Below are 25432 nucleotides of genomic sequence, written 5' to 3'. Positions count from 1 at the left end.
TCCCGAAAGGCAGCCCCATGAGCGACCATCTCACCTTCCAGCTGGGCGACTTCACCACCCAGCACGGCGCCACCCTGCGCGGCGCGCACCTCGCCTACACCACGTACGGCGAACTCAACGCCGACAAGTCCAACGCGATCGTCTACCCCACCTGGTACTCCGGCCGGCACTGGGACAACGAGTGGCTCATCGGCCCCGGCATGGCCCTCGACCCGGCCGAGTACTTCATCATCGTCCCCAACATGCTCGGCAACGGCCTGTCCACCTCACCGAGCAACACCCCGCCGCCGTACGACCGCGCCCGCTTCCCGCACATCACGGTGTACGACCAGATCGAGGCCCAGTACAAACTGGTCACCGAGGAGTTCGGCATCGAGAGACTCGCGCTCGTGACCGGCTGGTCGATGGGCGCCGGGCAGACCTTCCAGTGGGCCGTCAGCCACCCGGAGATGGTCGAGCGGATCGCCCCCTTCTGCGGCTCACCGCGCACCAGCGCCCACAACAAGGTCTTCCTGGAGGGCGTGAAGGCAGCGCTGACCGCCGACGCGGTCTTCGACGGCGGCTGGTACGACAAGGACAAATGGCCGACCACCGGACTGCGCGCGCTGGCCCGCGTGTACGCGGGGTGGGGCTTCTCTCAGGCGTTCTACTGGGAGAAGGAGTACGAGAAGCTCGGCTACACCTCCCTCGAGGACTTCCTGGTCGGCTTCTGGGAGGGCTTCTTCCTCGACGGCCGCGACCCCAACAACCTTCTGACCATGCTGTGGACCTGGCAGAACGGCGACGTCGGACTCACCCCCGGCTTCGGCGGGGACACCGAGGCCGCGCTGGGCTCCATCAGGGCGACCACGCTCGACATGCCCGCCGAGAAGGACCTCTACTTCCCGCCGGAGGACGAGGCGTGGGCCGTCAGTCACATACCGGGCGCCGAACTCCGGGTGATCCCGGGCATCTGGGGCCACTTCGCCGGCGGCGGCAGCAGCCCCGCGGACACCGCGTTCATCGACACGGGCATCAGAGAACTGCTCGCCAAGCCGGGCGGGTTGGCATAACCATGAGCAGAGTACGTACCGTCCGCAGCGGACGCATCAGACTGCCGCACGAGGTCAGCGCCTCGATCGTCGCCTTCGCCACGGTCCTCCTGCTCCTCAGCCCCCTCCACATGCCGACCTGGGCCATCTTCATCACCTGGGCCGGAACGTTCCTCCAGGGCGGCCCGAGCATCGCCAACGCCATCTCCATGATCACCGCCACCACGACAGGCGCGGGGTTCGCGGTGGCGGCCGTACTCCTCAACCGGGAGACGGGCACGATGTTCGGTACCGGGGAGCTCGCCCAGACCCTGGCCCTGGGCGTGGTGATCTTCTTCGTCAACGGCACCCTGCTGGCGACCGGCCGGCTGAAGCCGTTCGCTCTCATCCCGGGAATGTTCTTCGGCTTCGCGTCGACGTTCGCCACGTACTTCGGCGGATTCGGCTATGACGCGGGGAACCTGGGCGCCGCGTTCGTCAGCGCCGCCGCGATGTGCGCCCTGGGCCCGCTCTGCGCCGTCCTGGGACTGCGCCTGATGTTCGCGCCGCCCCCCGTTCCCGAACCGGAGCAGCACCTGGCCGAGGAGGTGGCGCCATCGCCCACTTAGGCACTGGGCCACCCTTCGCACTCCGCCTCAGACCGCCCCGGACGGCTCTCCCCCGAGCCGGCCGGGGCGCTTGCGTGCCATCGCGATTGCCGTTCGCGCATCGAGGCAACTCGGTCCCGTGACCCGCCGGGCCATTGGGCCACTCGGTACTGATCATGCCCGCCAGGGGTACTGCACGTGTCCGGAGGACATCATGGACGACCCCACTGACAACGCGGTCGATCTGCACTTCATCGGCAACGCGACCGTCCTGCTGCGCTACGGCGATCTCACCCTGCTCACCGACCCCAACTTCCTGCACCGCGGCCAGTACGCCTACCTCGGATACGGGCTGTTCAGCCGCCGTCTGACACAACCGGCCCTCGACATCGGCGACCTTCCCAGGCTGGACGCGGTCGTCCTGTCCCACCTGCACGGCGACCACTGGGACCGCCGGACCCGACGGCACCTGGACCACGCGGTTCCGGTACTGACCACACCGCATGCCGCACGCCGTCTCAGAACGCTGCACGGCTTCCGGCGTACGGCGGGACTGCGCACCTGGCAGGCCACACCCTCCGGCGCGGCACCGTACAGGTCCGCGTCACCGCGCTGCCCGGACGGCATGCCGGACACCCCCTGCTGCGCGGCATGCTGCCCCCGGTCATGGGCAGCATGCTCGAATTCGGCCCCGCGGGAGGCCTGCCTCGTCTGCGCCTGTACATCTCGGGCGACACCCTCGTGTACGACGGCCTGGACGAGATCGCCCGGCGTTTCCCGGCCGCCGACCTGGCTGTGCTGCACCTGGGCGGCACCCGCCTGCCCGGCGGCTTCGTGGTGACCATGGACGGCGCCCAGGGAGCAGAACTGGCCCGGCGCCTGGACCCCCGGCTGATCCTCCCCGTCCATTACCACGACTACACGGTGATGCGTTCCCCGCTCGACGCGTTCCTCGCCGAGGTCGAAGCCGCCGGACTCGGCGAACGACTCGTCCACTGCCGTCACGGGCAGCGCGCGCGGATAGCCGCCGCGCCGGCTGCCGTACCGAGGGTCTCCTCGCCCACCCGGTCGAGGCCGCCTGACGAGCCGCTCTAGATCACTTCCCGGAGCACGTCGTCCACCGGAGTGGCGCCCACGCCGAGGATCTTCTCGGTCTCGGAGTAGTCGACGACGAACGGGTGGCCCGGTTTGACGAGCACTTCGCGCATTTCCGCCCAGAACGGCTCGGTGAACGCGAGCAGCGTCAGATCGCGCTCGGTCATCTCTTCCATCCGCGGTTCCGGTGCCCCCGCGAGTTCGGCGAGTCGCGCGGCCAGTTCCCGCACCGACAGGGTCGAGGTGGGTACGTGCCAGGCCCGGCCGTACGCCTGCTCGTCGCGGCTCGCGGCGACCAGCGTGCGCGCGGTGTCGCCGATCGCCGAGTAACTGTGCGGCACGTCGAGTTCTTGCGGCACCAGGACCAGTCCGCCTTCCACGACTTGCCGCTGCACCATGAGACTGAACACCGACAAGGCGCCGGCGCCGTAGAACTGGGCGGCCCGCACCTCGGTGACCTTCGCCCCTGAGGCGGCGGCCTCCTCCCATATCCGCGCCCTGGTCCGCCCCTTGCGGCCGGTCGCGGCCAGGGGGAGGTCCGGCGTGATCGGCCCGCTCACCGGCCCGTACGCGTAGAGGTTTCCGAGCATCACGTACGCGACCCCGGTCCGCCTCACCGTGCTGAGGAGCGACGCCGACAAGGCCGGAAACCGCTCGGGCCAGAGGTGGTACGGCGGTGCGGCGGTGGTGAACAGCGTGTCCGCCCCCTCCGTCAGGGCGGTGAGCCGATCGGTGTCGGTCGCGTCCGCGGCGACCTTGTCGATGAGCGGGTGGTCGGGCCCGCCGCCGCTCCGGCTGATCATTCGCACCCGCTCGCCGTCCTCGGCCAGCAGCAGAGCGGTCTTCGACGCGGCGGCCCCGCGCCCCACGATCACATGAGATGTCATGCCGCCAACGCTGCCGGTCTGCGGCCTCCTAGGATAGTGGCCCGAATGCCACCCTTCCGGAGGTTCTGGCCATGCACCGCGTCACCTCGGTCATCGTGCCGCCCGTGTTGAGCTTCGACGTGTCGATCCCGCTCATGGTGTTCAACGGCGTCCCGGACTACGACGTGCGCATCTGCACCGCGCGGCCCGGACCGATGGCAACCGTCGGCGGCCCCGACATCGTGGTGCCGGACGATCTGCACGCGGTCGAGGGCGCCGACACGGTGATCGCCGTCGGCAGCGGCGGCGAGCAGGCTCCCACGGAGGTCCTCGACGCCCTACGGAAAGCCGCAGCCGCCGGCGCGCGGATCGCCTCCCTGTGCACGGGTGCTTTCGTACTGGCCCAGGCCGGCCTGCTCGACGGGCTCCGCGCCACGACCCACTGGGGGCTGGCCGGCGACCTCGCCACTCGCTTCCCGTCCGTCGATGTACAGTCCGACCTCCTCTTCGTCGAGGACGGCGGCATCTTCACCTCCGCGGGCGCAGCCGCCGCCATCGACCTGTGCCTGCATCTGGTCAGAATCGACTACGGCGCGGCGGTCGCCAACACGGCCGCGCGCCTGGCGGTCGTCCCTCCCGTACGGCCGGGCGGCCAGTCCCAGTTCATCGACACACCGCTACCGCCGGAGCGCGGCACCTCGCTCGCCCCCACACGCGTCTGGGCGCTCGAACACCTCGATCGCCCGCTCACCCTGACCGACCTGGCCGGTCACGCCAGGACGAGCGTGCGCACCCTCACCCGGCGCTTCCACGCGGAGACCGGGCTGAGCCCGCTGCAATGGTTGCTCCACCAGCGGATCGACCGGGCCAAAGAGTTGCTGGAGACCACCGCACTGCCCATGGACCAGGTAGCCCGGAAGAGCGGCCTGGGCAGCGCGGACTCCCTCCGCAAGCACATGGCCGACCGGGTCGGCCTCACCCCCACGGCCTATCGCGCCAGCTTCAACCGAGTGCCCACTGGGGCCTCCGGGGGAGATGCTGACTGAGCGTCATGAATTGACTGATCAGGCAGCCGGAGCGTCGGGGTGCAGAAGCGTTCCCTGCCGGGACGTTGGCCGGACTGTCCGGTCAGCCGCTCAGGATGCCGCCGACCTTGGTGACGGGGATCGTGTCCGCGGCCCGCGGAACCGTCACACGGACCGGCTCGCCGATGTCCGACAGGGCCATGGTCAGCGTCACCTGGGCACCGGACAGGTTGACGCTCATGCGGGCCTGCACCAGGCGCCCCCGGCCGTCGACCCACGCGTCCGCGAAGACCGGGAGGTCGCTGCCGAGGGCGTCGCGGACTTGCTCCGTCTTCGTGCGCACATCCGGGGCCATGCGCAACGTGACGGTCCGGTGGTCGAGGATGCCGCGGTAGCGCACTGTGCGCACCCCCTGGACGTTCTCCTCGCCGTGTCGGGAGATCTCGCGCATTGCGGCGATCTGCTGCAGGACGTGCTCCGGGTCGTTGAGCGGGGCCCGCAGCAGGTAGTGAGCCTGCGCCTTGTCCCGGGGCACAACCCCCCAGGCATCCTCGCCGATCTCCTGGGCGCCGCTACCGCTGATGTATATCTTGCCGTCCGCGAAGACCTGGTCGCTGTGGTCGATGGCGCCGCCGGGCAAGTCGACCGCGAGGTGGCCCCTGTCCTCGGCGAAGTCGAAGCCGCCGGTGATGGTGAGGCCGTACACCTGGCCCTCACCCTCCAGGTCGATCTCCTGGCGGAACCCGGCGCTGTCCTCACGGAGAGCCGCGACGGCCGCCCGTACGGCGGAGCGGGGGCCGGAGGACGAGGTGGAAGACGGTGACGCGGCCGCGGACTTGTCCCGGCTTCCGTCGTCGGCCGTGGAGCAACCGGCGCACAGCAGCGCGGCGGCAACGGTGGCAGCGGTGAGCACGAGAGGACGGCGCATGGGTTCTCCGAAGTTCTTGGGCGAGCACTCGGCCACTGCGGTACCGCCTCGCGCGAAGATCTTACGAAATTACGCACAACAGTGCGAACGAAATGCGGTTGGAGCGAGTCGGTTGCGGGCCAGACGTCCAGGACGGGCTGAAGCATGCCGCCCGCACCGCCGAACTGGATGCGCTCATCGAAGCCCGCCTGGGTGGCGCGGGCAGGGTGGACGCTCGGTGATGTGATCATCACGTCGGACCAGCCGACACCGCTGTCGCCGAACTGGCCCTGAGGGGCCGGTACGGAATCGTCAAGAAGGCCTGACCGCCGATACGGCGGTGACGGTCACGGTGTCGTCGCACTCGGCGAACTGCCCGTCGTCCAGGGCCACCTGATGCGCCCCGGACCCCGGCAGCCGCACGACCATCGTGGGATACACCACGGGCGCCGAACCGGACACGCAGTATCCGTCGGCCTCTCCCTGCACCTGAACAAACGTCAGCTCCACCCACGCCTTGCCGCCGGGGGCCACCTTCACCGGCGCCGCGGCTCCGGCCGGCTTGACGGTGAGCGGCACGTTCATCTCGGGAGAACCGTTCGCGGCGCCGGCCACCGTGGGGTGCCCCTCGAGGACACACGTCCGTCCGGACACGTTGGTGAACTCGACGACGGCCGCCCCGGTCCCCGTACCGGCCGGCCGCACGGATGCCTGACGGGCGGTCGCCTTCAGACCGGCCGCGGAACAGGTCGCCGCCGCACTGCTCGAAGCGGGTGCGGACGACGGGTGTGCGGAAGCGGTGGGCGCAGATGTCGCGGGCCGGGAAGCGGAGCCGCTCGGCTTCGGTGCGCCTGGCGTGGAGGAGGAAACCGCCGAGCTGACAGCCCCGGACGGAGTGACGCCGCCGTCTCCGCTGTCCGCACCGCCCCCGCCCGGCTGACATCCCGCCACCGCCAGCGCCGCAGAAGCCACGACGACCGCCACCGCCGAGCCGCGCATTCCGTTCACGTACCGCATGCTGTCCCCCGATTCGCAGTTCTGTGGAGCACGGCTGCTCGCCGCCCCGTCGAACCAGACAGAACCGTGGAGCCGGCAGTTCTCCTGCACGCCGACCTGTGACCCACCGGTGACGAAACCCGGCCACAACCACCGTGGAACGCCCCGGCAGAGCGAGCTCGGTTGTGCTACCGGCTGTGAGCGTTCTTGCGGAACAGCGGGCCCACGTCGGCGTGGCGGCCGGTGCGGATCGCGGCGTGGCGTTGTCCGGGTCCGAGGCCGTCGCGGGCGGCGACGGCGCCGGTGGCGTTCTCGGGGATCCGGTCGTTGGTGAGCCGTACGACGGCGAACTTGGCCGAGGCGACCGGTCCGCGCAGTCCCGCATGGGCCATGATCGAGCGCAGCACATCGAGCAGGGCGGCCTTGGCCGTAGTGCAAGGCCCAGTTGGTCGCCCGCGACTGTTCACAGGGCCTCACTCAGCCCGGTCAGCCGCTGCACGACCCGCGCCGGGACGTGTGAGCCGGGTCGGCCGGTGATGGGCCCTGCTCGATACTTCTCGCCGAGGGTCATCGCGACCCCTCCGGCGGTACCGGCCACCCTTCCCTTGCCACAGGGCGCGCCTGAACATGTGGTGGCGGGTACCCGTGGCCGCCGACCTCAGCCGCGGCACCCGGGCTGAACGGTCACACGGCGCCCTCGACAAGCGGCCCGCCGGCACCACATCTACGACCGTCCCGCGACCAGCACCGGCCTGTCGGACGGACTGCCGACACGACCGAACTGCTCGCGCTGGTCGTCGGCCGTCGAACAGCCCGGCGCCGACATTGCTCACCTCGCCCCCGCCTGAGCGACAAACGGGCGACCCTGCTCCGCCACAACGGGCTGATCACCGTCGGCGGCTCGGTCGACGAGCCGGTGCACCGGTTCTTCACCTACGAGGCCGCCGCCCAGGTGCAGTTGCTGGCCGCGGCGGCCGGCCGAGTCCGGCCCATGAGGCACGGGAGCAGGCGCTGGCGGCGCGCGACGGCTTCGGGGACCGGCACCTGGGCTGGTTCAGCTTCCAGTTGCGGGGCTCGGCGTCCGTCAACCCAGGGACCGTCCGGCCGGCTCCACCCGACCGGCGCGCCGTCGGGCGGCGAGGGCCACGACAGGTACGGAGAGCGCCGAGAGCGCCGCTATCACGACGATCACCCAGGTGCCCTGGTGGTATCCGGACAGCATCCGGGCGGGCTCGGCGGTGTCCTCGTCGCCCATGCGCACGGTGACCACGGCGAGCACCACGGCGGCGCCCACCTGGTACCCGGTCTGCAGGATGCCCGCGGCGAGCCCCTGTTCGGACTCGTCGACTCCGGAGGTGGCCTGCACGTTGGCGGCGGTGAAGGCGAACGGGAAGCCGATGCCGATGAGCAGCATGCTCGGCAGGACCGTCCACCAGTACGAGGAGTCCTCGCCGACGCGCAGGAAGAGCAGGAAGGCGACGGCGTACGCGGCCATGCCACCGAAGACCGGCCAGCGCAGGCCGGTGCGACCGAGCCAGTTCCCGGCGCGCGGCGCGAAGGTGAGGATCATCAGACCGATCGGCAGGAAGGCGAAGGCCATCTCCAGCGGGGACCAGCCCCGGTAGGACTGGAGGTAGAGACTCCCGACGAACTGGTAGCTCATGTAGGTGCCGAGGATCGCCGCGGCGATCAGGCCGGCGCCCACCAGCGACTTGTTGCGCAGCAGACCGAGGCGCAGCAGCGGCTGCGGGGCGCGCGACTCGATGACCGTGAAGGCGGCGAGCAGCAGCGTCGCGAGCGCGAGAACGCCGAGGGTGGCGCCGGAGAACCAGCCCTTGGTGGGTGCCTGCACGATGCCGTAGACCAGCAGCAGCATGGCGGCGGTGACGGTGACCGCGCCGGCGGCGTCGTAGTGGCGCTCGGTGCCGTCGTGCGCGGGGTCCTTGGGGACCAGGAGCAGGGCCCCGATCAGGGCCGCGACGGCGACGGGCACGGAAAGCATGAACGTCCAGCGCCAGCCGGCCTCGGTGAGGGCGCCACCGACCACCACGCCGATGGAGTACCCGACGGCACCGCAGGCGGTGTAGATGCCCACGGCCCGGTTGCGCTGCGGGCCCTCGGGGAAGTTGCCGACGATGATCGACAGGGCGGAGGGCGCGGTCAGTGCGGCGCCGATGCCCATCACCAGCCGGCCGGCGACCACCATGAACCCGCTGGTGGCCAGTCCCCCGGCCAGCGAGCCGACGGCGAGGACGGTGAGGCCGGCGAGGAAGACCCGCCGTTTGCCGAGCAGGTCGGACATCCGGCCGCCGAGCAGCAGGAAGCCGCCGAAGCCGAGGACGTAGGCGCTCACCACCCACTGTGCGGCGGACGTGCTCATGTCGAACTCGTCCTTGATCCGGGGGGTCGCGATGCCGACCATGATGTTGTCCAGCGCGTCCAGGGAGAACGCGCCGCACACCACCACGAGCATTGACCATTCCCGCAGCCCCCACCGAACGGCCGCCTCCGCGCCACCCTTGACGGGTGACGCGCCGTCCACCGGGGCATCGTCCGCGACAGTCATGAAACCGGTCTCCTTGCGTAGAGTCGGAGGGCAGGACGAAGCGGCCGCCCGTTTGCCGCTCCAGAGGACAGCGGCCGCGGCGACTTATGTACTAAGCTCTACATAAGAAGCTATCGAGCGGCCCCCGCGCCGTCAAGGAGGTCATGTGGCCCGCACCGGACGCCCCCGCGCCTTCGACCGTGACGCGGCCTTGCACACGGCCATGCTGGTCTTCTGGGAACGTGGTTACGCGACCACCTCGACCACCGACCTGAGCGCGGCCATGGGCATCAACCCACCGAGCCTGTATGCCGCGTTCAAGAACAAGGAACAGCTGTTCCGGGAGGCCATCGGGCTCTATGAGCGCACCGAGGCGGAGGCCTCCCGGCAGGCCATGGACCAGGCACCGACGGCGCGCGAAGCCGTCGCGGCGCTGCTGCACGAGAGCGTCGACCGGTTCACCACCGACGGCAAGCCGCGCGGCTGCATGATCGTGCTCGCCGCCACCAACTGCACCGCCGACCACGAGTCCGTACGGGACTTCGCGCTGCGCTGCCGTGCCCGCACCAAGACCACCATCCAGGCCCGCCTGGACGCCGCGGTGCGCAGCGGAGAGCTGACCGCGGACACGGACACTGACCGGATCGCCGCCTTCTACACCACCTTCCTCAACGGCCTGTCCCTCCAGGCCCGCGACGGGGCGGACCGCGCCCAGCTGCACGGCCTGGTGGACATGGCGATGACTGTGTGGAACACCCCCTCCGGCCCCCTCGTCGGCGCCGTGTCCGCGAGCTGAGGGGTCTCCTTCGCGTGGTGGTGGCACCCCGCCTGGGGACGAACTCGTCGGCCGCAACTTCGACTGCCCCAGGATCGGTGTCCCAACGTCACCTGCCCAACACCACCCCGGGCCCGTGGAACTCGCCCTCGACGTCAGGGGGCATCGCGGGCGAACCAACTACCCACTCAGTGACTGAACCCCCGCTGACGGATCGAGGTCAAAGGTAGGTCACGTCGCGCCGGGGACATGCAAGCTCGGGGGCAGGAGGCGCCGGGGCGTCTGAGACGCTGCGCACCCTGACCTCACCGCCGTGGTCACCGTCAACCACCTGGTGGCGATGGGCGCGCTCCGGGCCGCACGTCGGCTCGGCGTCCGGGTACCGGACAACTCCTCGCGGGCGATGGCAGGAGTTGACGACAAGACGGCCAAAGATGTCGCCCGTCCATGGACTCCTCCACCGGGTTCGGCGGCGGCGCGCTACGGGGTCGGCGGAGCCGGCACGAGACCTGTCACCTCATGTACGCCGAGGGGCGTGGCTCACGCACCCGGAGTTCAGCGAGGCGCTCTGATGCGCGCCTGGCCGCACACCACCTGAACCAGGGACCAAGCGAATCGCCCGCCAGATGCGCGGGTTTGCGCTACCCCGCCATGAGCCTTCGGGCTGCCCAGCGAGGCCGGGCTACTGGCTCGGCTGGGCTGCCTCCCGGGCTTTCATCGGATTGGTCTGACAGGGTGGCCGTGGCCCCACGTCTGCCCGTCACGCCTCTCATCTGCGGTGATGACTGCTAGCTTCGCCAGCTGATCTATGGTCCCGTACGCCTGCGGCGGAGGCAGGGCCACGACTCGAAGCGAGGAAGACTGGCGTGAGGGAAGATGCTGAGAGGCCGGCGATGGCTCCATTCAAGCGCAGGACGTTCCTGGCCACTGCCGCCGTGACGGCCGCGTCGGCCACCGCGACAGCCGCACCGGCGTCCGCCGTCGGTTCCCACGACGGACCGGCCGACCCGTGGCCTCTCGATTCCGTGGCGCGCCTGCTGGCCATGCCCGAGGCCGGTCGCGGCATCGACTGGCTCAGGTCGGCGCTACAGGTCGCCGTGGGGCTGGAACTGTCCACCATCCCGCCGTACCTGTGCGGCTGGTGGTCCATCAGGGACCGCGGCGCGGATGCCGCGCGACTGATCCGGCGCATCCTCGACGACGAGATGTACCACCTGGGCCTGGTGTGCAACCTGCTCGTCGCCGTGGGGGGCAGGCCCCGGATCAGGGCGGCGGCACCCGCCTACCCCGGCCCGCTGCCGGGTGGCGTACGCGCCGGCGTGACCGTGTATCTGTCGGGTTTGACCAGGTCCTACGTGCACGACGTGATGATGGCCGTCGAAGCCCCCGAGGAACCGCTCGCCCTCAGGGACAGCGCCCCGCCCACCATCGGCGCCTTCTACGGCGCCGTTCTGGAGTGCTTCATGACCGTGGCCCCGCAGTTGTCTGCCCGCGGGCAGCTGAACGCCCACATCGGGTCCGACGAACTGCGGCCGGTCGAGACCCTCCTGGACGTGGAGCGCTCCATCGACATCATCAGGGAGCAGGGCGAGGGCACGAGCAGCTCGCCGGCCGACTCCTTCGCCGACGACCACCCGGCCCACTACTACGCCTTCGGCGAGATCTACCACGGCCGGCAACTGCAACAGACCGACGCGGGCTGGACGTTCACCGGGGCGCCCGTCCCCTTCCCCGACACACGCCCCATGGCCCGGGTCCCGGCCGGCGGCTGGCCCCGCCCGTCGGCGCCCGTGCAGCAGCTCCTGCACCGGTTCGACACCACCTACACCACCCTGCTCGACTCCCTCGACGCCGCCTGGGGCGACGGCGGTCCCCGCTCCCTGGGTGCGGCCATCCACGCCATGCGCTCCCTGGAGGAGCCCGCCGTACGACTGATGGAGACCAAGATCCCCGGCACTCACAGCACATACGGCCCCCAGTTCCACGCCCTCCCCTGACGCCCCCCCCCCAGATGTCCGCCAGGCCACAGGAATGGCGGGCATCCCCGGCTCACCTCGTACGACCTGCGCGGCCAGGGCGATTCCAGTCCGCAGCGCGGCGAGCCGGAGTGGGCGGACCAGATCACCGTCCGGGACTCCGCGATGGCCCATCCGGAGCGGATCCTGGCTGAAGACACTCGACACCTCGGGTCTGGGCGCGCTGTACGACCAGCCAGGCCGTGGAGACGGCGGGACCGATCGGGTTCATGGGCCCTAAGCAGGACTTGCTCGGCATCCACACCGTGGAGTCCCTGCGGGCCGGGTTCGCGGTGTCGGTGAAGGCGCCGCTCGCCCCGGCCCTCATTGCGCAGGTACGGCAGCCGACCGTGACGTTCGTGGGCGGTGACCATTGCGGCTCCTGGGTCTACCCGCGGTACCGCGCGGCCGCGACGCCCTGGCCGGGAGCGGGCCGGCCGAGTGGACGGTGCAGCGGCCGGCTGCGTTCGCCACGAACTCCCGGCGAGGCGATCGGGCGGCGCCTGCGGATCGAGCGGATCGAGCGGATCGAGCCCCGGCAGTGACGGTCGGAGGGCCCTGCCCCGACTCGACGAGATCTTCCCCGGGCACCGGCCCGACGCCGCCCCCTACCGCCTCTCCCCCGAGCCAGGCGGGTCCGTGTCGTGGGCTGCTCGCATGTCACGGGGGCGGGTGGACATCGCGGATCACGCCAGGTGGGGACGACGGAGAACGTCGTCGGCCTCGTCTACATCGCGGCCTACGTCCCCGAGGAGGGCGAGAGCCTCGGTGAGCTGGGGGGCCGCTTCCCGCTCTCGCAGCTCGTCAGCAACCTCAAGGAGTGGACGTACCCGGTCGAGGGCGGGGAGAGGCCGTCGAGGTCACCATCCAGGCCGAGGCGTTCCCCGGCATCTTCGCCGCCGACGTGCCCGCCCCGGTCACCCAGGCGCTGGCCGTGTCCCAACGCCCGCTGGTCGCCTCGTCGTTCACCGCGCCGGCGTCGGCCGCCGCGTGGAAGACCAAGCCGTCCTGGGCCCTGGTGGCCGAAGCGGACCACGCGAGCAACCCGGAGGTGGAGCGCTTCGGCGCGAAGCGGGCCGGCGCGACGATCGTCGAGCTGGCGGGCGCCTCCCACGCGGTCGCCGTCTCCCGGCCCAAGGAGGTCGCCGCCCTGATCCGCGACGCGGTACGGGCGACGAGCTGACCGCTCTGCGGAGCGACAGCCGCGCGGAGGGCGTTCGGCGCCGTCCGCGCGGCTGCGTACGTGTTCAAGGATCGCGGACGCGCTTTCGGGGAGGCCGACGCCGTTGCTGGAGGGCGCGGGGGTGAGGACATCGCCGTATCAGTCATCCTCGTCGGGCTCCGTCTCCTGGCGGTCGATGCCGGTGGTCCGGAACCGGCTGCGGTAACCGCCCGGTGAGACTCCGAGGTTGCGGCGGAAGATCCGTCTCATCGTCTCCGGGGAGCCGAAGCCGGCACGCCGTGCGACGGACTCCTGACTCTCGTCGCCGCTCACCAGGAGAAGCTTGGCCGCCTCCAGCCGGGTCTGCTCCACGTAGCGGGCCGGCGTCATGCCCACCTCGTCGCGGAACATCCGCCCCAGGTGACGTTCGCTCACCGCCACGCGGGTGGCCATCGCGGCAGTCGAGTGGTCTGCCGCCGGATCGAGGACCACTGAGTCCAGGACCTGGCGCAGGCCGCGCGTGGTGGGGGCGCCCGCCTCGGACCAGACGCTGAACTGGGCCTGGCCACCTGGGCGTTGCAGGAAGACGACCATCCACCGGGCGACCCTGCGGGCGACGTCGGTGCCGTAGTCGTTCTCGACGATGGCCAGGGCCATGTCGGTGCCCGCGCTGATGCCGGCCCCGGTGACGTAGGGGCCGTCCTGGACGAAGAGGGCGTCCAGATCCACGTCGATACGGGGGTACTCCCGGGCGAGTCGCGCGCAGTGCGCCCAGTGGGTCGTCGCCCGGCGTCCGTCCAGCAGCCCGAGGGCGGCCAGCACGAAGGCCCCGGTACAGACGGAGGCGATCCGCGATGCCCGGGGCGCCAGTTCGCGGACCATCGCCAGCGCCTCGGGGACCGTGTCCGGGGTCAGCTCCTCCGGAATGTCGTGCGTGCCCGAGGCGAACGTGAAGTCGGCCGGCACACCGCCCGGCACCAGGAGGGTGTCGATGGAGTCGGGAGCGTCGGTCACGGCAATGTCCGCGCTCAGCCGGGTGAACGCGGTGGTCCCGACCGGTTGCCCCGTGGGCGAGATCAGCAGCACCCGGTAGCGGGCCCCGAAGTCGTTGGCCCGGGCGAAGATCTCCAGCGGCGCCGCCACGTCCTGCAGCGTCACCTTGTCGTACAGGACGAAGGCCATGGTCCGCTCGGCGCTGCGGTCCGCGGCCGCGATACTCCGGTTCATACTCCGACCTCCTCAGTGGAGCGAGGCTTGCCCTCGTGTCCGAAATCGTGGCTCGTGTGTCCGTTGCAGCCCTTGGCCCGTGACCCCTCCGGGCGGGAACGTAGGAGCCGAGCAAATCACCTGGCCGGGTATCCGGGTTCCCGGAAATACCGGGTGAGGAATACTAACCGCACGGAGACCTGATTGGTCCAGTGCTCATATTGACCTTGCAGCCTCCCATGGCCTCACCGACGGGCCTGGGCGGCTTTTTATGCGTTGCCACAGTAATGCCGCCGACGTCAATTGCGGACATCATTTATTCAGCCATCGTTAACTTGAGTGAAACACGATAGCCGGAACCTATTGATGTCTCACCGCACCGTAGCCGACACAATTGGCACCGACGTAATCCCGGTCGTCACGGGGCACCCTGCCAGGACATATTCGGCAGCAGAAGCCGAAGAAGCACGCCTGCTCACGTCAGAATCCTCGCAAACCTCTGCGGCATGGATTCCATTCTCTTCCGCCTCTCAGCGGACCAATTATCGCCTGCCCTTGTTCGGGCACGAATTCCGCCGGGCCGTGCGAACCCGGCGCCAGAGGAGTGGTTTGGCCATGCGCCAGCTAAATGCTTTGTCGATCAGCATCGGCGTACTCGGCGGAGTCGCCACGCTGCTGACCGCAACCGTCCTGACCGTTCCGGTCTGGGTCATCTTCATTGCCTGGGCCTCCTTCTTCATTCTCGGAGCCGGCACCGACGGCATGGCGAGGTCGATCGCCTCGAACCTGACCGGCATTGCCATCGCCTCGCTCACGCTGCTGGTCATCCACGCACTGGGCGGTGGCACCGCCGTCGCCGCCATCGCCGTGGGTGTCGGCAGCGCCGCCATGGTGCAGGCGTCGAAGATCCCCCTGCTCTCGAAACTCCCGGCCATCGTGTGGGGATTCGCCTCCACGGTCGGCACCGTGGCCGCCACCGGCCACGACATCACCACCGCGTCCATCAACAACCCGACGCTCGTCGCGGCACTGTCCATGGTCCTGGGCGCGGTGTTCGGCATCGCCTCGGAGTACTGGGGAGCCGCGATGACCGCCCGCACGGCCGCCGAGCCGGCCCCGGAAGGACATTCATGAAGCTTCAGCACCATCTCGGAGGGCTGGAAAACCTCGGCTCCGTCGCCTACGAGCCCCGTGTCTTCGTCGAGGAATGGGAGCAGCGCATCTTCGGCATCCACGTCGCGATGATGGGACTGAGCGCCCACCTCACCGACGCTGTGCCCCAGTACCCGATCGACGACGTTCCCACGGCCTTCTCCTCCGTGTGGACCTGGGCAGACCTGCGCAAGGGCGCCGAGGCGATGCACCCCTTCGCCTACTTCCAGTACCGCTACTACGAGAAGTGGCTCGGCGGCATCGGCGGGTTCTTCGTCTCCCAGGGCTACATCACCGAGGAGGAACTGGAGGCGAAGGCCGCGGAGTACCTCCAGGAGCCGGGACTCGGCCTGCCCGAGGGCGGGGACGAACGCATCGACGACCAGGTCATCCGCTACCTGCGCGAGGGCGACTCCCCCCGCCAGGGCCCGGCCGAGTCCCCGGCTTTCGCCGTCGGTGACCGGGTGACCGTCACGGACGTGCCGCCCACCGAGCACACCCGGCTGCCGGGCAACCTGCGCGGCCGCACCGGCACCGTGGAGCGCGTCTTCGAGGGCAACTACGGCTACTTCTGCTCCACCGGCCCCGACGGCATCGGAGAGCCGATGCCGGTCTACGCCGTCCGCTTCGAACCGACCGACCTCTGGGGAGAACTCGCCGAACCCGGGGCCGTGCTCTACGGCGAGCTCTACCAGGCCTACCTCACCCACGCGACGGAGGAACAGCAGTGACCGTGCAGTTCGGCTACCCCGAGGACCGCGAAGCCCGCAGCGCCGCCCGCGTGCGGGCGCTGGAAGCCCTGCTCATCGAGAAGGGCGTGATCACCGACGCCACCGTGGACAAGGTCCTCGGCTACTTCGAGACAGACATGACGCCGCTCAACGGAGCAAAGATCGTCGCCCGTGCCTGGACGGACCCGGAGTTCGCGGAACGACTCGTCAAGGACACACCGGCCGCCGTCGCGGAACTCGACCTCCCCATCGGCATGGACGGCGCCGAGGGCGAACACCTGCAGGCCGTGGCCAACGTCCCCGGCGTGCACAACCTGGTCATCTGCACCCTGTGCTCCTGTTTCCCCTGGCCCGTGCTCGGCCTCCCGCCGTACTGGTACAAGGACCCGACCTTCCGCGCCCGCGCGGCCCGGGAGCCCCGTGTGGTGCTCAAGGAGACCGGCCTGGATCTCGACCCCTCCGTCGAACTGCGGGTGTGGGACAGCAGCGGTCATTCCCGCTGGTTCGTCATTCCGCAGCGGCCCTCCGGGACCGACGGCATGAGCGAGGAGGAACTCGCCGCCCTGGTCACCACCGAAGCGATGATCGGCATCGCCGAGGTTCCCTCACCTGCCGCCTGAGCCGCACCCGGACACCACAGAAAGAGAATCCATGGAGGCCACCGCCACCACCACGCCCACCTCGCCCACCTCGCCCCTGCATGACACCTGCGTCACCGACATGAACGCGCCCACCTTCGACGCCGACTGGCAGCGCCGGGCGTTCGGCGTCGCCGTGGCCCTGTCCGAGTTCGGCCACTACCCGTGGGACGCGTTCCAGCAGCGGCTCATCGCCGCCATCGGCGCATGGGAGGCCACCGCCGCGACCGAGCAGGGCAGTTGGCAGTACTACGAGCACTGGCTCGCGGCGCTCGAAGGCGTACTGGTCGATCACGACCTGGTCGCGGACGACGAGATGCGTGCCCTCCTCGGGGCGTAACCCGCTCCAAGACCTCGCCCACCCAGGACGTCCGTAACTGCCCGTCCCCCGGGGCCGCACCCGCTCATGGCGCACGACCGGCGGGTGCGGCCCGCCCTCTCCCACTGTGACGGCACCGCGCGGTGCCCTCCGCCAAGGATGTGTGTGTGACCACAACGACCATCACCGCCGGCCGATGGACCCGCGCCGAACGGCTGCGCATCACGGGCATCGTCGGCGTCATCGCCGCCCTGCACGTCATCGGATGGAGCCTGTATCTCTTCTACGCCAGTGGCCCGGCCGGCGCGGGGGCCTTCGCCGGCGCCGGAACCCTCGCCTACACACTCGGCATGCGGCACGCCTTCGACGCCGACCACATCGCCGCCATCGACGACACCACCCGGCTGATGATGCAACGCGGACGCAGACCCGTCGGCGTGGGTTTCTTCTTCGCCATGGGCCACTCGACCGTGGTCCTCGCTCTCGCCTTCGTCGTCGCCCTCGCCGCGGGCGCCGCCGGCTCGGGCATCGACACCTTCCGCCACGTCGGCGGGCTGGTCTCGCAGATCGTGGCCATGGTGTTCCTGCTGCTCGTCGCCGTGCTCAACCTCATGGTGCTGGCCGGCATCGTCGGCTTGTGGCGACGTATGACCTCAGGCCGGCTGGACCTGGGTGAGCTCGATGAGCATCTGCTCAACCGCGGCCTGATGAACCGCATCCTCGGCCGCCGCGCCCGCGGACTGATCCGTTCGTCATGGCACATGTACCCGGTCGGCATTCTCTTCGGCCTCGGTCTTGAGACCGCCAGCGAGATCACCCTGCTCGCCCTGTCCGCCAGCGCCGCCGCCCACGGGTCCGGCCTGCCCCTCCTCGCCGTCCTCTCCCTCCCGCTGCTCTTCGCCGCGGGGATGAGCGCCTTCGACACCGCCGACAGCATGCTGATGACCCGCCTGTACTCGTGGGCGTACCGCAGCCCCGCCCGCAGGCTCTACTACAACATCGCCACGACCGGCATGACGGTGGCCGTGGCCGCCTTCATCGCCAGCGTCTACGTCGCAGGGCTCGTCGCCGACGCCACCAGGACCGGGACACTCGTCACCGCCTACGCCTCCCTGGCCGACCACTTCGAACTGCTCGGCTACATCGTGGTCGCCATCTTCGCGGCGTCCTGGCTCTGCGCCGCCGCCCTCTGGCGTTTCCGCGGACTCGCCGAGAAGTACGGCGACCGGCCGGGCAACGCTGACGACGTGGCCCGGCGATTCTGAGCCAGAAAGGCAGTTGTGCACCGACGTTGCCGCCACCTGGCACGGCAGGTGGCGGCAACGGCTTCTCCGTCGGCCCGGGAAGCCCCGGGATCCCGGGGTCAGTTGAAGGGGTCGAGGGTGATGTACGCCTGCTGCGGATTTCCGTCGTTCACCAGCGACTCGTGGTTGCCCACGTCGTCGAACGCGAAGGCGTACGCCTTGCCGTCGGCCATCTGCGCGTGGATCTTGCGGGCGTAGTGGTTGGTGACCACGTCCGTGTAGAAGCCGGAACTGCTGGTGTCGGGCTGGTTGGGGTTCGTCAGCAGCGTCGAGCGGTTGAAGCCTGCGCACAGGGTGCGGGAAATCGGGCCGCGTACCAGGTCGTTCGGTGCGTCCAGGAGCTTGTAGCAGCCGAAGATGCTGTCGGAGTCGGGCTTCTGGAAGGTCGTGACGACGGCGCCGGAGGCGTTGGTGAAGTTCATGACGTTGCCGGAGACCCGCCCGTAGTACTTGGTGTTCGGCTGATCACCGAAGGGCGTGACCGTCAGGGTCGAAGTGCTGTACTTCTGCCACACACGGTTGACGTAGTCGTCCATGACATTCGCCGGCAGCGCGCCCGCCTCGATGCCGTGTCCCGGCGCCAGGGCCCGCAGGACCGTGCCGTCGGAACGGGTCTGGATGAGGTTCGCCCAGCCGCCCGGCTGGCCGCGCAGCGCACTGAAGAAGCCGTTGTAGCCGCCGGGCTTCAGGTGGCCGGTGTTCCTCACCGTGCCGTCGCCGGCCTTCACGCCGACCGCGTACGGCGCGGAGAACATGTCGACCTGGGTGCTGTTGATCCACAGTCCGGAGTCGTTGAGGGTGTACTCGGTCCAGTTGAACAGGATGTTCCTGTTGGGGTCGGACGGGTTCTGCACCGCGGGCTGGACAAGTCCGCCGGTGGTCAGCTTGAAGACGAGCTTCTGGCCGTAGGAGAAGTACACCCGACCGGAGAACTTCGGCATCCGCAGCGTCATCGCCTGGCCGTTGGCCGGTCCTGCGATCGACGCGTCAGGCGCGTTTGTCGGCGGGTTGCCCCCGGCGGGCCAGGCGTGGAACGTGCCGTTCGCGTCGGCCCAGCCCTGCTGGCCGGTGGTGAGCAGGGTGCCGATGTTGTAGACGTAGACCTGGTCACCGCGCCCCGAGTTGTTGCTGACGGTCAGCGGGATGGTGCTGGGCACGGCGGCCTGGGCCTCGCTGCCGGGGCCCGTCACGGTGATACCCAGAGCGATGGCCAGGGCTGCCAGTACGGCGGCGAGCGTCCTTCGCGTCACTGAGATGGACACGTTCTCCTCCTTGTTCTTGGTGCGCAGAGGTGAAGGGAGAGGCTTCCTGGGCCGGCTCCAGGGCTGTGGCCCGCCGGTGAAAGGCGGGAGTCAGGAGGCGGCGTTCATCGGATCGAGGGCACTCTGCCGGCGGGCGGCGTCGGTCCTGTCCAGGGGGCCGTACCAGCGCAAGCCGTACTGGTCGAGCGCGTTGCGGTCGGACGCGTACGCCTGGGCGGCCTGCCTGCTGAGGTACGCCGTGTACGGGCGGTCGGACAGGACCGCGTTGAGCTTCGCCAGGCCGCGCACGTCGACACCCTTGGAAGAGGGACCGTCTGCACCGCAGTCTCCGCTCTCACAGGGTCCTTGAGGATGCCCGCCGAGGTGTGGAGCCTGCTGGAGGTGGTATTGGCGTCGGCGATCCGACGGGCGGCGGTGAGGACGGAGGAGTCGGCCGTGGCCTTGTACAACTCGGTCAGGCCGCCGACCAGTTGGCCCTGGTTGTACGACCGGACGGTGGCATTGGCGTTCTTGCACGTGCTCAAGCTGATTCCGTCGCCCACCGTCCCGTCGGAGTTGACCACGCCGGTGCCCTGGAACCAGGTCCAGTCCGCCTTCGCGCGCTGAAGACAGGTGGTGTCGCCCGGGACCTGAGCCAGGCCGACTGACTGACATCGTTATCAGGAAACCTGGCAGAAGTGCGGCGGACAACGATCGCTTGGCTTGCATGGAAGAACTCCCGAGGCTTGCCGAGCACTGCGGTGGGGGCACAGGGGCTGGTCCTTGAAAGCGTGTCGCAGACGCTAACCGGAAGCGGTGTACGCGTCAATGGTCTGGACCTTACGAGCGCGGCCTCGCATCGACGGCAGTCCGCAGGGGAACGGCGGGCGACATCACCGACGTTGTATCCGGCGATGCTCCGGCTGTTCTTCCCCAGGTACCGCGCGTCCGCCGTCCAGTCCGTGTGCCGCCCGAGGTCCCGGGCCCCGTCCACGAGGTCCTTCCGGGCGAACAACGCGTCGTGGCCCAGGACGCGCGCCGCGGCCGAACGGACTCCGCCCGCTCCCCCATGGATCAGAACTGTCTCGCCGTCGCGCAGCCGCCCCGCGTCCGCGGGCGCACCGCAGGCCGTCGGATACGCGCGTGACAGCCCCGCCGCGTGCACCAACGGGAGCCTGCCCTGCCCGCCTGCCGGACGGCGGGCGGTGACCCGCACGCCGACACCCCGGTCGTCTCGTCTCAGCCCCAGGCAAACGTCCTGGCCTCCTGTGATCCTGCTGGGGCAACAGGAACAGCGCGCCTCTGTCGGTCACGTCCTCAGAGCAGGTCCAGGGCGTCGAAGCCGTAGCTGGGGCTGAGGTAGCCCCCGCCGCCCGCCGAGCCGCTGGCGGCGTCGATGCGCAGGGTGTTGATGCCGGTCACCAACGGGCTGTCGTACGACATGCGGGCAACTCCTGTGGTGCGGGGGGATGTTGGGGAGGGGTGTCTGCCCCGAGCCTGCTTGTCCCGGCGGCTCCGCACGAAGATCGGGGAGCGGTGGCCATACAGATGTCATGCCGCGTCACATTCGGTCCCGACATCCGGGATTCGACAGCGAATTCGACTGATCGTGAACGCTTCTTTTCACTTCTGTGGCTTTTACTGATCGGAACGGTTGGCTTCCGTACGATCCTGGGCGTCCACAGAAAGGGATCTTCCGATGCGCTACACCTGGGCCGCCGTCGCGGTGAGCCTCGCGGTCGCGGTCACCACCGCCCTGTCCCCCGGCGCCGCCGCCGCACCGTCCGGTCAAAGCCCGTACCACCACCGCCAGTTGCTGGCGCGCGACGACTTCCGGCACGGCACCGGCCAGTGGCGGACCGAGCTGGAGCAGGGCGGCAGCGTCACGGCGAAGGGCGGCGTGCTGGACGTCGACGTGCCCGCCGGGGCGTCGGTGTGGTTCAAGCGGCCGTTCTCGGGCCGGTACGAGATCGACTTCACGGCGACCCCGGTCTCCGCGGGCGGCGCCAACGACCGGGTCAGCGACCTCAACTCGTTCTGGAACGCCAGGGATTCACGATCCCCCGGGGACCTGTTCGCCACGGCGCGCAGTGGCGCCCTGGCGGACTACGACCACCTCACCACGTATTACGCGGGCCTCGGCGCGAACTACAACACCACCACCCGGCTCCGCCGCTACGTCGGCGTCGCGGGCTCCCGGCCGCTGATCTACGACTACACCTCGCCGCTGCTCACCGCGAACGAGCCCAACCGCATCCGGCTGGTCTCCGACGGCAGGCACATCCAGTACTGGGACAACGGTGAGCTGGTCTTCGACTACACCGACCAGGATGCCTACACCAGCGGCTGGTTCGCCTTCCGCACGACCTGGAGCCACTTTCACGTCAGCGACTTCCGCGTCTGGCGGCTCGGGGGCGGTCACGGTGCCTGAGATGTCGCGCAGAGACGCTCTCAAGGCGGCGGCCGCGGCCGTCGTGGCCACCCAGCTCTCCTGGGCGCTCGCCGCCGACCCGGCCGCGGCAGCCCCGGCCGAGGCCGCCGCCGGCCCGGTGAAGCTCACCTGGCTGGAGGGCGGCACCCCTGCCGAGGCTCCCGGCACCACCTTCGGCGTGGCGTGGCCCAAGGGCGCGCTCCCCGCCGACCGTGCCTTCGCTCTCACCGCCGGTGACGGCACCGCCGTCCCCGTCCAGTCCTGGCCCACCGCCTACTGGCCCGACGGCAGCCTGAAGTGGACCGCCCACGCGGTCGGCGCCACCGCCGGGACCTCCGAGAGCTACACGCTGGCCCCGGGCACGCCCGCGAAAGCGGACACCGCGCTCACCGTGGACACCAAGGGGGGCACGATCGACGTCGACACCGGCGTCATCCAGGTCAGCATCGCCAAGGCCGGCGCGCACGACGTCGTACGGAGCATCAGACGCGGCAACACCGACATAGCGAAAAAGGCCGAACTGGTCGTCCTGCGCCAGCCGGAGATCGACGACGACTGCGAGGGCAGCGGTTCGAGCACCCGCTGGGAACGCTTCACCGGCCGCGTCGGCTCCGTCGCCGTCGAGCAGTCCGGCCCGGTGCGCGCCGTCATCCGCCTGGAGGGCAGACAGGAGCGCGGCAGCCGTTCCTGGCTGCCCTTCGTCATCCGGCTCTATCTGTACGCCGGGTCCGAGGCCATCCGTGTCGTCCACACCATCACGTACGACGGCGCACAAGAGCCCGGCAAGGCCGGCGGCGACTTCATCAAGGGCCTGGGCCTGCGCATCCGCGTCCCCCTCACCGACGAGCTCTACAACCGCCACGTCCGCCTCGCCGGCGCCGACGACGGATTCCTCACCGAGGCCGTCCAGGGCATCACCGGCCTGCGCCGCGACCCCGGCGCTGCCGTGCGCACCGCGCAGGTCAAGGGCGAGAAGCTGCCGGACATCTCCACCTGGGACACCCGGGTCTCCTCCGCGCTGCAGTACGTCCCGGCCTGGGGTGACTACAGCCTCGCCCAGCTCTCGGCCGACGGTTTCACCGTCCGCAAGCGGACCAAGGCCGGTCACGGCTGGATCCACACCACCGGCGGCACCCGTGCCCCCGGCTTCGGCTACGTCGGCGGGGTCAGCGGCGGACTCTCCTTCGGCCTGCGGGACTTCTGGCAGAAGCACCCCGCCCAGCTCGACATCAAGAACGCCGCCTCCGCCGAGGCGACCGTCACCCTCTGGCTCTGGTCGCCCGAGGCCCAGCCGCTCGACCTGCGCTTCTACCACGACGGCCTCGGCCAGGACACCTACGAGGAGCAGACCGCCGGACTGGGCATCACCTACGAGGACTACGAACCCGGCTTCGGCACCCCGTACGGCATCGCCCGCACCTCCGAGCTCTACCTCTGGGCCAATGCCGCCACCCCCACGGCCGGCACCCTGGTCGCCCAGAAGGACGCGCTGACCACCCCGCCGCAGCTGGTCGCCGGCCCCGAGACCCTGCACAAGGCAGGCGTCTTCGCCGGGCTCTGGTCGCCCGTGGACCGCTCGACCTCCGCCAGGAAGACCATCGAGGACCGCCTTGACCTGCTCTTCACCTACTACCGGGACCAGCGCGAACAGCGCCGCTGGTACGGCTTCCTGGACTACGGCGACGTCCAGCACACCTACGACCCCGACCGCCACACCTGGTGCTACGACGTCGGCGGCTACGCCTGGGACAACTCCGAACTCTCCACCGACCTGTGGCTCTGGCTGGCCTACCTGCGCTCCGGACGGGCCGACATCTACCGCTTCGCCGAGGCCATGACCCGCCACACCGGCGAGGTCGACGTCTACCACCTCGGCAAGTGGGCCGGTCTGGGCACCCGGCACGGGGTCCAGCACTTCGGCGACAGCGCCAAACAGGTCCGTATCTCGACGCCCGTCTACCGCCGCCTCTTCTACTACCTCACCGCCGACGAGCGCACCGGCGACCTGATGCACGCTCAAGTGGACGCCGACGAGACGTTCCTTCGCCTGGATCCCCAGCGCAAGGTCCGCACCGACGGCTACGTCCCCGGGGACCGGCACGCCCTGTCCATCGGCTTCGGCACCGACTGGAGCGGGCTCGGCTGGGCCTGGTGGACGGAGTGGGAGCGGCGCGGCCCCCAGTGGCGTACGGCGAGGAAGAAGCTGTTGGCGAGCGCCTCGACCATCGCGGCACAGCCCAACGGCTTCGTCCAGGGCAGCGGCCTGTACGACCTCGACACGGGCGCCTTCGCCGTCCAGAGCAAGCCCGTGATCGACGTCTCCCACCTCTCCGCGAGCTTCGGCCTGCCCGAGCTGGCCGCCGAACTGATCGACGCCGTCGACGAGAAGGACATCCCCGGCTTCCGGGCCGCCTGGCTGGACTACTGCCGTTACTTCAACGCCACCACGGCCGAGAAGACCGCCCGTTACGGCGCGGGCTTCAAGGTCAGCCTGGTGCAGGGGCACTCCCGCCTGGACGCGTACGCGGCGAAACTGACCGGCGAGGACGCGCTGGCGGCGCGGGCCTGGCGCAACTTCACCGCGAGCGACGGCTACCCGGACGCGAGCACCCCGTGGGCGACCACGAAGATCGACGGGCCCACCGTACTCAACGCCGGGACCGACGCCACCTGGGTCAGCAGCAACTCCACGGCCCTGTACGGTCTCGCGGCCATCCAGGACCTGGCCCTGGTCGGTGACGCACTGAGTTGAGGAGCCCGGGGCCCGCGCCGCGGTTCATCGGCGCGGCCTCACGGCGTGAGGACGACCTTCTCGCAGTGGTCCTTCTTGTTCTTGAACAGGTCGTAGCCGGCGGGGGCCTCGGTCAGGGGCAGCCGGTGGGTGATGACCCTGGTGGGGTCGATCCTGCCCTCTTCGATCAGGCCCAGCAGCGGCTTCATGTACTTCTGCACGTGGCACTGCCCGGTGCGCAGGGTCAGGGACCGGTTCATCCAGGCACCCGCCGGGAACTTGTCGATCAGCCCGCCGTAGACGCCGATGACCGACACGACGCCGCCGCTCCGGCAGGACAGGATGGCCTGGCGCAGGGCGTGCGGCCGGTCGGTCTCCGAGCGGACCGCCTGCTTCGCGCGGTCGTAGAGGTGGACGTGGGAGGCACCGTGGGTGGCTTCCAGGCCGACCGCGTCGATGCACTTGTCGGGGCCCCGGCCGCCGGTGAGTTCCAGCAACGCCGACCGTACGTCGGTGTCCTCGAAGTCGATCGTCGTGTAGCCCTCGGCGGCGGCCATGTCGAGGCGGTAGGTCTCCTTGTCGATCGCGATGACCTTCTCCGCGCCCAGGACCCGGGCGCTGTCCATCGCGAACTGGCCGACCGGACCGGCGCCCCAGACGGCCACGACGTCACCC

Annotated in this window: 23 protein-coding genes and 3 pseudogenes; 15 read left to right on the top strand and 11 right to left on the bottom strand. The window is 70.0% G+C overall.

What is annotated here, in order from left to right:
* Positions 1–17: 17 nt before the first annotated feature.
* The 3 genes and pseudogenes from ACGFWE_RS39235 (at position 18) to ACGFWE_RS39225 (ending at position 2713) form a co-directional block, all read left to right on the top strand.
* Positions 18–1052 (top strand): alpha/beta fold hydrolase, encoded by a 1035-nt coding sequence (locus ACGFWE_RS39235; RefSeq protein WP_352389579.1) that lies wholly within the window; start codon positions 18–20, stop codon positions 1050–1052.
* Between the two features lie 2 nt (positions 1053–1054).
* Complete coding sequence (locus ACGFWE_RS39230) at positions 1055–1639, top strand: DUF1097 domain-containing protein (RefSeq protein WP_352389580.1); 585 nt, start codon at positions 1055–1057, stop codon at positions 1637–1639.
* Between the two features lie 193 nt (positions 1640–1832).
* Positions 1833–2713, top strand: a pseudogene (locus ACGFWE_RS39225) (MBL fold metallo-hydrolase).
* Here the strand turns inward: ACGFWE_RS39225 and ACGFWE_RS39220 are convergent.
* Positions 2710–3600 carry an NAD-dependent epimerase gene (locus ACGFWE_RS39220; RefSeq protein ID WP_393605013.1) on the bottom strand — a complete coding sequence of 297 codons (891 nt, stop codon included), beginning with the start codon at positions 3598–3600 and terminating at the stop codon, positions 2710–2712. The pseudogene ACGFWE_RS39225 and the gene ACGFWE_RS39220 sit on opposite strands and share 4 nt — an antisense overlap.
* A gap of 71 nt (positions 3601–3671) precedes the next feature.
* Between ACGFWE_RS39220 and ACGFWE_RS39215 the strand changes: the two genes are divergently transcribed.
* Positions 3672–4625, top strand: a complete 954-nt coding sequence (locus ACGFWE_RS39215; protein ID WP_393605011.1) for a GlxA family transcriptional regulator — start codon at positions 3672–3674, stop codon at positions 4623–4625.
* 82 nt (positions 4626–4707) lie between these two features.
* Here the strand turns inward: ACGFWE_RS39215 and ACGFWE_RS39210 are convergent, their stop codons facing one another.
* From ACGFWE_RS39210 to ACGFWE_RS39195, 4 genes are all read right to left on the bottom strand, one after another.
* Positions 4708–5532: a hypothetical protein gene (locus tag ACGFWE_RS39210; protein ID WP_393605009.1), complete on the bottom strand. Its 825-nt coding sequence runs from the start codon at positions 5530–5532 to the stop codon at positions 4708–4710.
* A 291-nt stretch (positions 5533–5823) separates the two neighbouring features.
* Positions 5824–6528: a DUF4232 domain-containing protein gene (locus ACGFWE_RS39205; RefSeq protein WP_352389585.1), complete on the bottom strand. Its 705-nt coding sequence runs from the start codon at positions 6526–6528 to the stop codon at positions 5824–5826.
* Between the two features lie 167 nt (positions 6529–6695).
* Positions 6696–6914: a hypothetical protein gene (locus tag ACGFWE_RS39200; protein WP_352389586.1), complete on the bottom strand. Its 219-nt coding sequence runs from the start codon at positions 6912–6914 to the stop codon at positions 6696–6698.
* A 677-nt stretch (positions 6915–7591) separates the two neighbouring features.
* Positions 7592–9073 (bottom strand): MFS transporter, encoded by a 1482-nt coding sequence (locus ACGFWE_RS39195; protein ID WP_393605007.1) that lies wholly within the window; start codon positions 9071–9073, stop codon positions 7592–7594.
* A 145-nt stretch (positions 9074–9218) separates the two neighbouring features.
* Here ACGFWE_RS39195 and ACGFWE_RS39190 point away from each other — a divergent pair, with 145 nt between their 5' ends.
* The 4 genes and pseudogenes from ACGFWE_RS39190 to ACGFWE_RS39175 all read left to right on the top strand — a co-directional run.
* Positions 9219–9848 (top strand): TetR/AcrR family transcriptional regulator, encoded by a 630-nt coding sequence (locus tag ACGFWE_RS39190; RefSeq protein ID WP_352389588.1) that lies wholly within the window; start codon positions 9219–9221, stop codon positions 9846–9848.
* 872 nt (positions 9849–10720) lie between these two features.
* Positions 10721–11824, top strand: a complete 1104-nt coding sequence (locus ACGFWE_RS39185; protein WP_352389589.1) for a ferritin-like protein — start codon at positions 10721–10723, stop codon at positions 11822–11824.
* A 248-nt stretch (positions 11825–12072) separates the two neighbouring features.
* Positions 12073–12387, top strand: coding sequence for a hypothetical protein (locus tag ACGFWE_RS39180; protein WP_393605004.1), 315 nt, complete (start codon positions 12073–12075; stop codon positions 12385–12387).
* 153 nt (positions 12388–12540) lie between these two features.
* Positions 12541–13025 (top strand): annotated as a pseudogene (locus tag ACGFWE_RS39175) (alpha/beta fold hydrolase); the annotation flags it as partial.
* A gap of 138 nt (positions 13026–13163) precedes the next feature.
* On the opposite strand, the gene ACGFWE_RS39170 reads toward ACGFWE_RS39175, so the two are convergent.
* On the bottom strand, positions 13164–14231 hold the full coding sequence (locus tag ACGFWE_RS39170) for a GlxA family transcriptional regulator (RefSeq protein ID WP_393605002.1): 1068 nt from the start codon (positions 14229–14231) through the stop codon (positions 13164–13166).
* Between the two features lie 594 nt (positions 14232–14825).
* Here ACGFWE_RS39170 and ACGFWE_RS39165 point away from each other — a divergent pair.
* The 5 genes from ACGFWE_RS39165 to ACGFWE_RS39145 all read left to right on the top strand — a co-directional run bounded on the left by ACGFWE_RS39165 (position 14826) and on the right by ACGFWE_RS39145 (position 18315).
* On the top strand, positions 14826–15344 hold the full coding sequence (locus ACGFWE_RS39165; protein ID WP_393605095.1) for a DUF1097 domain-containing protein: 519 nt from the start codon (positions 14826–14828) through the stop codon (positions 15342–15344).
* Positions 15341–16093 carry a nitrile hydratase subunit beta gene (gene nthB, locus ACGFWE_RS39160; protein ID WP_352389593.1) on the top strand — a complete coding sequence of 251 codons (753 nt, stop codon included), beginning with the start codon at positions 15341–15343 and terminating at the stop codon, positions 16091–16093. The genes ACGFWE_RS39165 and nthB overlap by 4 nt, the downstream gene beginning before the upstream one ends.
* A complete protein-coding gene (nthA, locus tag ACGFWE_RS39155; RefSeq protein WP_352389594.1) occupies positions 16090–16713 on the top strand; it encodes a nitrile hydratase subunit alpha in 624 nt (207 codons plus the stop codon). The genes nthB and nthA overlap by 4 nt, the downstream gene beginning before the upstream one ends.
* A 31-nt stretch (positions 16714–16744) precedes the next feature.
* A complete protein-coding gene (locus ACGFWE_RS39150) occupies positions 16745–17071 on the top strand; it encodes a nitrile hydratase accessory protein (RefSeq protein ID WP_352389595.1) in 327 nt (108 codons plus the stop codon).
* A 146-nt stretch (positions 17072–17217) separates the two neighbouring features.
* Positions 17218–18315 (top strand): HoxN/HupN/NixA family nickel/cobalt transporter, encoded by a 1098-nt coding sequence (locus ACGFWE_RS39145; protein WP_393604999.1) that lies wholly within the window; start codon positions 17218–17220, stop codon positions 18313–18315.
* A gap of 98 nt (positions 18316–18413) precedes the next feature.
* On the opposite strand, the gene ACGFWE_RS39140 is transcribed toward ACGFWE_RS39145, so the two are convergent.
* From ACGFWE_RS39140 to ACGFWE_RS39125, 4 genes and pseudogenes are all read right to left on the bottom strand, one after another.
* Positions 18414–19616, bottom strand: a complete 1203-nt coding sequence (locus ACGFWE_RS39140; RefSeq protein WP_393604997.1) for a glycoside hydrolase family 64 protein — start codon at positions 19614–19616, stop codon at positions 18414–18416.
* 90 nt (positions 19617–19706) lie between these two features.
* Positions 19707–19904: a hypothetical protein gene (locus ACGFWE_RS39135; protein WP_352389882.1), complete on the bottom strand. Its 198-nt coding sequence runs from the start codon at positions 19902–19904 to the stop codon at positions 19707–19709.
* 158 nt (positions 19905–20062) lie between these two features.
* Positions 20063–20254 (bottom strand): annotated as a pseudogene (locus ACGFWE_RS39130) (glycoside hydrolase family 76 protein); the annotation flags it as partial.
* Positions 20255–20912: 658 nt separating this feature from the next.
* A complete protein-coding gene (locus ACGFWE_RS39125; protein ID WP_393604995.1) occupies positions 20913–21038 on the bottom strand; it encodes a hypothetical protein in 126 nt (41 codons plus the stop codon).
* Between the two features lie 256 nt (positions 21039–21294).
* Between ACGFWE_RS39125 and ACGFWE_RS39120 the strand changes: the two genes are divergently transcribed.
* Together ACGFWE_RS39120 and ACGFWE_RS39115 are read left to right on the top strand one after the other, a co-directional pair.
* Complete coding sequence (locus tag ACGFWE_RS39120) at positions 21295–22026, top strand: DUF6250 domain-containing protein (RefSeq protein WP_352389600.1); 732 nt, start codon at positions 21295–21297, stop codon at positions 22024–22026.
* A 1-nt stretch (position 22027) separates the two neighbouring features.
* Positions 22028–24778, top strand: a complete 2751-nt coding sequence (locus tag ACGFWE_RS39115) for a Tat pathway signal sequence domain protein (RefSeq protein WP_393604993.1) — start codon at positions 22028–22030, stop codon at positions 24776–24778.
* Positions 24779–24816: 38 nt separating this feature from the next.
* Here ACGFWE_RS39115 and ACGFWE_RS39110 read toward each other — a convergent pair whose 3' ends face one another.
* Entirely contained in the window at positions 24817–25422 is a 606-nt protein-coding gene (locus tag ACGFWE_RS39110) for a zinc-binding dehydrogenase (protein WP_393604991.1), read from the bottom strand.
* Between the last annotated feature and the right edge of the window lie 10 nt (positions 25423–25432).

Source organism: Streptomyces sp. NPDC048523 (assembly GCF_043199815.1).
GTDB lineage: Bacteria > Actinomycetota > Actinomycetes > Streptomycetales > Streptomycetaceae > Streptomyces.
This window is presented reverse-complemented; position numbering and strand designations above follow the sequence as displayed.

Excerpts from the sequence above, each read along its gene's own strand:
- ACGFWE_RS39230 (WP_352389580.1), top strand. The coding sequence starts at position 1,055 with ATGAGCAGAGTACGTACCGTCCGCAGCGGACGCATCAGACTGCCGCAC.
- ACGFWE_RS39180 (WP_393605004.1), top strand. The coding sequence starts at position 12,073 with ATGGGCCCTAAGCAGGACTTGCTCGGCATCCACACCGTGGAGTCCCTG.
- nthB (WP_352389593.1), top strand. The coding sequence starts at position 15,341 with ATGAAGCTTCAGCACCATCTCGGAGGGCTGGAAAACCTCGGCTCCGTC.
- ACGFWE_RS39120 (WP_352389600.1), top strand. The coding sequence starts at position 21,295 with ATGCGCTACACCTGGGCCGCCGTCGCGGTGAGCCTCGCGGTCGCGGTC.
- ACGFWE_RS39205 (WP_352389585.1), bottom strand. The coding sequence starts at position 6,528 with ATGCGGTACGTGAACGGAATGCGCGGCTCGGCGGTGGCGGTCGTCGTG.
- ACGFWE_RS39125 (WP_393604995.1), bottom strand. The coding sequence starts at position 21,038 with ATGTCGTACGACAGCCCGTTGGTGACCGGCATCAACACCCTGCGCATC.
- ACGFWE_RS39195 (WP_393605007.1), bottom strand. The coding sequence starts at position 9,073 with ATGACTGTCGCGGACGATGCCCCGGTGGACGGCGCGTCACCCGTCAAG.
- ACGFWE_RS39220 (WP_393605013.1), bottom strand. The coding sequence starts at position 3,600 with ATGACATCTCATGTGATCGTGGGGCGCGGGGCCGCCGCGTCGAAGACC.
- ACGFWE_RS39115 (WP_393604993.1), top strand. The coding sequence starts at position 22,028 with ATGTCGCGCAGAGACGCTCTCAAGGCGGCGGCCGCGGCCGTCGTGGCC.
- ACGFWE_RS39165 (WP_393605095.1), top strand. The coding sequence starts at position 14,826 with ATGCGCCAGCTAAATGCTTTGTCGATCAGCATCGGCGTACTCGGCGGA.
- ACGFWE_RS39185 (WP_352389589.1), top strand. The coding sequence starts at position 10,721 with ATGGCTCCATTCAAGCGCAGGACGTTCCTGGCCACTGCCGCCGTGACG.
- ACGFWE_RS39150 (WP_352389595.1), top strand. The coding sequence starts at position 16,745 with ATGGAGGCCACCGCCACCACCACGCCCACCTCGCCCACCTCGCCCCTG.
- ACGFWE_RS39215 (WP_393605011.1), top strand. The coding sequence starts at position 3,672 with ATGCACCGCGTCACCTCGGTCATCGTGCCGCCCGTGTTGAGCTTCGAC.
- ACGFWE_RS39235 (WP_352389579.1), top strand. The coding sequence starts at position 18 with ATGAGCGACCATCTCACCTTCCAGCTGGGCGACTTCACCACCCAGCAC.
- ACGFWE_RS39210 (WP_393605009.1), bottom strand. The coding sequence starts at position 5,532 with ATGCGCCGTCCTCTCGTGCTCACCGCTGCCACCGTTGCCGCCGCGCTG.
- ACGFWE_RS39170 (WP_393605002.1), bottom strand. The coding sequence starts at position 14,231 with ATGAACCGGAGTATCGCGGCCGCGGACCGCAGCGCCGAGCGGACCATG.